We start from the raw sequence: 6,536 nt of genomic DNA on the forward strand, positions 1-6,536 counted from the left end.
CGCACGGGCACCGCCCTCGTGTCCGACGAGAAATACCCCCAGGCAATCGAGGGGGTGCGCTGATGCTCGGCGATGAGCTCCTCGCGCTTTCCCCCGCTTCCCCGATCGATGCCGGCCGCGCCGCCGCGCTCGTGCGCGACGCGCTCGGCCTTGGCGGCTCCGACGGGACGAGCAGGGACGTGAGCCTCGCCGGCGGCGTGGCCCAGGGGACCGTTCACATCAGCGCGCCGACCGGCGCCTTCCCCGTGCCCGGCGAGCCTGCCGTCATGGCCATCGGGGCCTTCGACGGCCTGCACCTCGGGCACCAGGCGCTTCTCGACCGCGCCGAGGCCGAGGCCGTCGCGCGCGGCTGCCGGCTTGTGGTCGTGACCTTCTCGCCCGACCCGGCGGCGGTGCTGGGCGGCCCGGCGAACATGGACCTCATCCCCGCGCAGGCACGCTGGCGGCGTATCCAGGCCGCAGGCCACGCCTGCGTCTGCGTCCTGCAGTTCACGCCCGAGCTCGCGCGCCTTACGTATGAGCGCTTCGTCCGCGAGGTGCTCCTCGGGATCGCGAGGGTCCAGGCCATCGTGGTCGGCGAGGACTTCCGCCTGGGCGCCCGGGGCGCGGGCGACGTCCGCGCGCTCGCCGAGCTCGGGGGGAGCCTCGGCTTCGGCGTCATCGGCGTCGGGCTCTCACGCGCGGGCGGCGCCCCGGTCACGGCCACGCGCATCCGCGGGCTCTTGGCCGAGGGCAAGGTAGAAGAGGCCGCGGGCCTGCTCACGCGCCCGCACAGCGTCACCGGCCGCGTCGCCCACGGGAGGGGAGAAGGCACCGCCTTCGGCTTCCCGACGGCCAACGTCGAGGTCGAAGGGGGCGTCGAGCTTCCCGCCGAGGGCGTCTACGCCGGGTATGTGACGGTCGGCGCGGGCCGCGCCGTCGAAAGCCCGGACGGCGCGCCCGTCGACGGCAACGAATCCGGCGGAGCTGGCGAGGGACGCCCGGTCGCCTATGCGGCCGCCATCAACGTCGGCCGCCCGCCGACCTTCGAGCCGGGGCAGGAGGGCGCGCGCTTCCTCGAGGCCACGCTCATCGGCTTCGAGGGCGACCTCTACGGGCGCACGGTCGGCGTCTGCTTCCTGCGCTGGCTTAGGGCCTCGCGCCCCTTCGACTCGCTCACCGAGCTCGAGCGCACCGTCCTCGCCAACGTCGACTGGACGGCGAAGGCGCTCGGCGAGCGCGGGGTTTCTTTGTAGGGGGGACGCACCGGCGTACCGACTTGCGGGCTGAATCCCGCGGTCGCGCGCGCAAAAGCTCGCGGAAACTTAGACGGTGCCCAGCCCAAAGTGCCCGCCGAGGAAATCAGGAGGAGGGGAGGCCCGCATGATCACCGACGAGGACAAAGAGAAGGTCCGACAGGCGACCGACTTCGTGCAGCTCGTGGCCGAGACGGTCGAGCTGCGTCAGCGCGGCCAGGAGTTCTGGGGCTGCTGCCCCTTCCACGGCGAGAAGAGCCCTTCCTTCAAGGTCAACCCGAACACCGGGCTGTGGCACTGCTTCGGCTGCGGCGAGGGCGGCGACGTCTTCAGCTACGTGCAGAAGCGCGAGAACCTCGACTTCCCCGACGCCATCCGCTACCTCGCCGATCGCGCCGGTATCGAGCTCGCCGAGGAGCGCGGCGGCAGGCGCGGCCCCAGGCGCAACCGCCTGATCGAGTGCCTCACGGAGGCCCAGTCCTTCTACGCCACCATGCTCATGCGCGGCAGGGGAGAAGGCCCCGACTCGGCGCGCGCCTACTTCGCGTCGCGCGGGTTCGGCGGCGACGTCTGCCGCCGCTGGGGGCTCGGCTACGCTCCGGGGCGCGGCTCCCTCGTCGCGCACCTGCGCTCCAAGGGCTTCTCGCCCGCCGAGATGATCGCCGCCGACCTCGCGCTCGACCGGGGCGGCCGCGCGGTCGATCGATTCTTCGAGCGCGTGATGTTTCCCATCTGCGACGAGCAGGGGCGCGCGATCGCGTTCGGCGGACGCGTCATCGGTCCAAAGAAGGACACGGCCAAGTACGTGAACACGCGCGACACCGCGGTGTTCAACAAGGGCAAGCACCTCTTTGCCTACGACCGCGCCAAGGAGACCATGGCAGCCACCGGCGAGGCCATCGTCTGCGAGGGCTACACCGACGTCATCAGCATGCACGAGCACGGGTTCACGAACGCCGTCGCGGCGCTCGGCACGGCCTTCCGCCTCGACCACATCAAGCTCATGGAGCGCCAGCGCGTGAACCGCATCATCTGCATGTTCGACGGCGACGCCGCGGGCCAGCGCGCGGCCGAGCGCGCCGTGCAGTTCATCGACAAGACCTCCGCAGAGCTGCGCTGCGTCGTTTTGCCGGACAACCAGGACCCGATGGAGTTCCTCCAGGCCCACCCGGCAGACGAGCTGCGCCCGCTGCTCGACGCCGCCCGGCCCCTGATGGACTTCGTCTTCGACAAGCGGCTCGCGGGCGCCGACCTCGGCAGCCCCGGGGCGCGCGTGGCGGTCCTCGAGTCGATGGCCAAGGTCCTCGCGCCGCTCAAGAAGTCCGTCGTGATGCCCGAGTACGCGGCACGGCTGGCAGACGCCCTCCAGATGGACCTGGGCGACGTCAAGGACGCCATCCGCGACGCGCCCATGCCGCGCGATGACTCCGGCTCCTCGCCGCGCCGCGGGCGCTCCGGCGGCTACCGCGACGGCGGACCGCGCGCAAAAGCGGTCTCGGGCGGGGGACGTGCGGGCGCGCCCGCCCTTGCGTCATCCGCGCCGTACGCGTCGGACGAGGACGGCTACGACTACGTGCCCGCCGAGGCCTACGAAGACGTCCCCGCGGAAGCATACGGCGACGCGGGCGGCTACGGCGGCGGCTACGGCGAGCCTGCGGCAGCCGGGACGGGCTTCTCGCCGGCCGCGGCGCCCGCCCCCGCGGCCCCGCGCTACCGGCTCTCCGAGGAGGAGCGCATGCAGCTCGCCTGCGAGCAAGAGCTCCTGTGCGCCCTGGCCGCCGACCCCGACCCCGTCAAGGCCTACGCCGAGCGCCTGGCGGACATCTCGTGGGCGGACTCTCGCCACGAGGCCATGGCCTGGGCGATGCTCTCCACGCCCGCGGGCGCATCGCCCGCAGACGTCGTCGCCGCCGCCACGGCCGCGTGCGAGTCGGCCCCGCAGGTGCTCTCCGCGGGGCGCGTCATGGGCGAGGCGGGCATGGAGGAGGGCCAGAAGCTCGAGCTCATCGTGAACACGCTCGAGTGGCTCTCGTGCCAGCGGCGGGTGCGCCAGATCCGCGGCAAGCTCCGCTCGGTCCCCGACGCGTACGGCGACGAGGCCCAGGAGCTCTATGCCGAAGCCGCTCGCCTGCAATCGAGGGCGAACGATTTGCGAGAGTGCTTATCCTCGACTAACAACGCGTAGTTTTTGGGTAATATAAGAAAGTTCATGCGTCGAAGGGATATACGTGGCAGCCAAGAAGACCAAAGACGAGGTCAAGCTTTCCGATGAGCTCGAGAAGGTCGTTGAGGACCTTGTGGGCGATGCCAAGGACGGCAGCGTGAGCGAGGACGACGTCCAGCTCGCCCTGCAGGAGATCGACGTCGACGGAGATGAGCTCGACGACGTCTACGAGAGCATCCGCGCCAAGGGCGTCGAGGTCGTCGAGTCCGACGCGGACTCCTCGGGCGACTCCTACTCCGCGACCGACGACTCCGACTCCGATGACTATTCCGACGACGATGACGACGAGGACGTCGACGACGAGGACGGCAACGACGAGTTCGGCGACGAGGACCACGACGTCGAGGCCGTGAGCGAGGCTAAGGCCGTCAAGGAGGCCCTGCGCTCCGTCCCCAAGGCCAAAGCATCCAAGCCCAAGCGCTCGAGCCGCGCCCGCGCCCGCCGCGTGGACACCTCGACCGTCATGCTCACCGGCGACCCGGTCCGCATGTACCTCAAGGAGATCGGCAAGGTCGACCTGCTGACCGCCTCCGAGGAGGTCAACCTCGCGATGAAGATCGAGGCCGGCACCGAGGCGACCCAGAAGCTCGAGGCCGCCGAGAACGGCGAGCTCAAGCTCACCCGCGCCGAGCAGCGCCGCCTCATGCGCATCGAGTCCGTGGGCCTCGACGCCAAGCAGCAGCTCATCAGCGCGAACCTTCGCCTGGTCGTCTCCATTGCCAAGCGCTACGTCGGCCGCGGCATGCTGTTCCTCGACCTCATCCAGGAGGGCAACCTCGGCCTCATCCGCGCGGTCGAGAAGTTCGACTACACCAAGGGCTTCAAGTTCTCGACCTACGCGACGTGGTGGATCCGCCAGGCCATCACCCGCGCCATCGCCGACCAGGCGCGCACCATCCGCATCCCGGTCCACATGGTCGAGACCATCAACAAGCTCATCCGCGTCCAGCGCCAGCTGCTCCAGGACCTCGGCCGCGACCCGACCCCCGAGGAGATCGGCGCCGAGATGGGCATGAGCCCCGACCGCGTGCGCGAGATCCAGAAGATCAGCCAGGAGCCCGTCAGCCTCGAGACCCCGATCGGCGAGGAGGAGGACTCCCAGCTCGGCGATTTCATCGAGGACTCCACCGCCGTCGCCCCTCCCGAGGCCGCGTCCGACTCCATGCTGCGCGAGCAGCTCGACCAGGTGCTCGATTCCCTCGCGGACCGCGAGCGCAAGGTCATCAAGTTCCGCTTCGGCCTGGAGGACGGCCACCCGCGCACACTCGAGGAAGTCGGCCGTGAGTTCGGCGTCACGCGCGAGCGCATCCGTCAGATCGAGTCCAAGACCTTGGCCAAGCTCCGTCACCCGAGCCGCTCCGGCCGTCTTAAGGACTACATGGAAGACTAGCTGCCAGGGCCCCGTTCGCGGGGCCCTGATTCGCATAAAGGAGAAGCACATGTTGCTCGAAGCACAGATGAACAGGCGCGATTTCCTTGGCCTCGCCGCCGCCTCCGCCGTCGCGCTCTCGCTGGGGGCCTGTGGCGGCTCTGCCGGCGGTTCCGGCACCGGTTCCGGCGCGGACGCAGATCAGGTGCGCTCGGCGCTCGAGACGTACCTCTCGCAGCTTAAGGCGGCCTCTGGCGAGGCGTTCGACCTCGCCGTCGCAAAGATGAAGGAGCTCTGCGCCGACCAGCTCGCCGACCTCGGCGCCACGCCCGAGGACCTCGCCCGCGAGTATCTCCAGAAGTTCGACTACGCGATCGAGGACGTCCAGGTCACGGGGGCAAGCGCGCTGGCCAAGGTGAAGATATCGGCCCGGTCCGTCACGAAGATCATCAAGGACACCGCGGCCAAGGGCGACCCGCTCCACTTCAAGCTGCAGGACCTCCTCGACACGATGCGCGATGCCCCGGTGCAGGACTCCGAGGCGAGTGTGTACTGCAAGAAGGCAAACGACGGCTCCTGGGACGTCAAGGACGGCCTCAGCCAGTCGCTCGTCAAGCTCTGCTTCTAGGCCTACGCCGACGCCCCGCGCCGGACGAGCTATCCCTCAGAGAGGAACGCCATGCCCAAGCGAATCATCGCCCTGCTCTCGTCTGTGCTCCTGGCCGTTTGCGCGTTTGCGACCGCGGGTTGCGGCGCCGGCGGCGAGGACGACGCGCGCGCGGCCGCTGAGGCCACGCTCTCGCGCCTGTGGTCGTCGCCCGACGACGCCTGGCAGATCCTGGGCGACGAGTCCTGCACCGAGATCCAGCGACTCGGCGTGGCGCCCGAGGACTTCCTCAAGGCATATTTCGACGGGGCGTCGTATGAGGTGGGGGAGGTCTCCGTCGACGGATCGGCGGCCACGGCGCAGCTGACGCTGCGCACGCGCTCGATGGCTGACGTGAGGACCACGCTTTCGGACGCCTACACCGCGCAGACCCTCGCGAACGGGGGCTACCCCGAGGAGTCCGATCTTTACCTTATCGTCGGCGACAAGCTCCTCGATTGCGTGAGGGCGGCGCCGGTGCAGGAGCACAGCTGTGAGGTCGCGCTCCAGAAGTCCGACGGAACCTGGAGGCTCACCGACGAGGGAAGTGCAGCCTTGGGCTCGACGTTGGTAGGCCAGTGACCTGCGGTTTCTTGGAATCTCGGAAATTCGCCAAAGTTTTTTGAGATTCTCGCTTGCATAGCTCGCAGATTCCTGTATAGTTCTTTCTTGCGCGAAGGCAGCGCAGAACATATTCCCCGGTGGCGCAGTGGTAGCGCAGCTGACTGTTAATCAGCGTGTCGCAGGTTCGAATCCTGCCCGGGGAGCCAGAATTTAAGGACCCGGCTTCGAGCCGGGTTTTCTTTTTTCGATCAATACAGGGTCTCTGGCTTTTACGTGGCAACCCATGCCCTGTGCTACGATTTCCCAGTACGTGTTCACCGATTCCAGCGATTCCCGGGAGGAATCTTGGCAAACTCCGCAACCGTTACCAACGAGAAGTCCCTGGTGCGCGCCCACAAGAAGGCGCAGCGAAAGAAGGACTTCTTTATCCTCCAGCAGCTCGTGACCAAGGACTTCAAGCTCCGCTACCGCCGCAGCGTCCTCGGCGTCATCTGGAGC

General features: G+C 68.7%; 5 protein-coding genes, 1 tRNA gene and 1 pseudogene. All 7 read left to right on the forward strand.

Going from position 1 to position 6,536, the window contains the following annotated elements:
- Window positions 1-62 precede the first annotated feature (62 nt).
- The gene (gene ribF / locus ACT84W_RS08930; protein ID WP_444328959.1) at window positions 63-1,235 is read left to right on the forward strand and encodes a bifunctional riboflavin kinase/FMN adenylyltransferase; all 1,173 of its coding nucleotides are present in this window, start codon (window positions 63-65) and stop codon (window positions 1,233-1,235) included.
- 127 nt (window positions 1,236-1,362) lie between these two features.
- Window positions 1,363-3,420 (forward strand): DNA primase, encoded by a 2,058-nt coding sequence (gene dnaG, locus ACT84W_RS08935; protein ID WP_444328960.1) that lies wholly within the window; start codon window positions 1,363-1,365, stop codon window positions 3,418-3,420.
- A gap of 43 nt (window positions 3,421-3,463) precedes the next feature.
- The gene (rpoD, locus tag ACT84W_RS08940) at window positions 3,464-4,849 is read left to right on the forward strand and encodes an RNA polymerase sigma factor RpoD (RefSeq protein WP_417576461.1); all 1,386 of its coding nucleotides are present in this window, start codon (window positions 3,464-3,466) and stop codon (window positions 4,847-4,849) included.
- A gap of 49 nt (window positions 4,850-4,898) precedes the next feature.
- The gene (locus ACT84W_RS08945; RefSeq protein WP_432290836.1) at window positions 4,899-5,456 is read left to right on the forward strand and encodes a hypothetical protein; all 558 of its coding nucleotides are present in this window, start codon (window positions 4,899-4,901) and stop codon (window positions 5,454-5,456) included.
- 51 nt (window positions 5,457-5,507) lie between these two features.
- Window positions 5,508-6,056 (forward strand): hypothetical protein, encoded by a 549-nt coding sequence (locus ACT84W_RS08950; RefSeq protein WP_417576463.1) that lies wholly within the window; start codon window positions 5,508-5,510, stop codon window positions 6,054-6,056.
- A gap of 113 nt (window positions 6,057-6,169) precedes the next feature.
- Window positions 6,170-6,244 (forward strand) — tRNA-Asn (locus tag ACT84W_RS08955).
- 175 nt (window positions 6,245-6,419) lie between these two features.
- Window positions 6,420-6,536 (forward strand): annotated as a pseudogene (locus ACT84W_RS08960) (ABC transporter permease); the annotation flags it as partial.

It is taken from the genome of Paratractidigestivibacter sp. (assembly GCF_052362415.1).
Classification (GTDB): domain Bacteria; phylum Actinomycetota; class Coriobacteriia; order Coriobacteriales; family Atopobiaceae; genus Paratractidigestivibacter.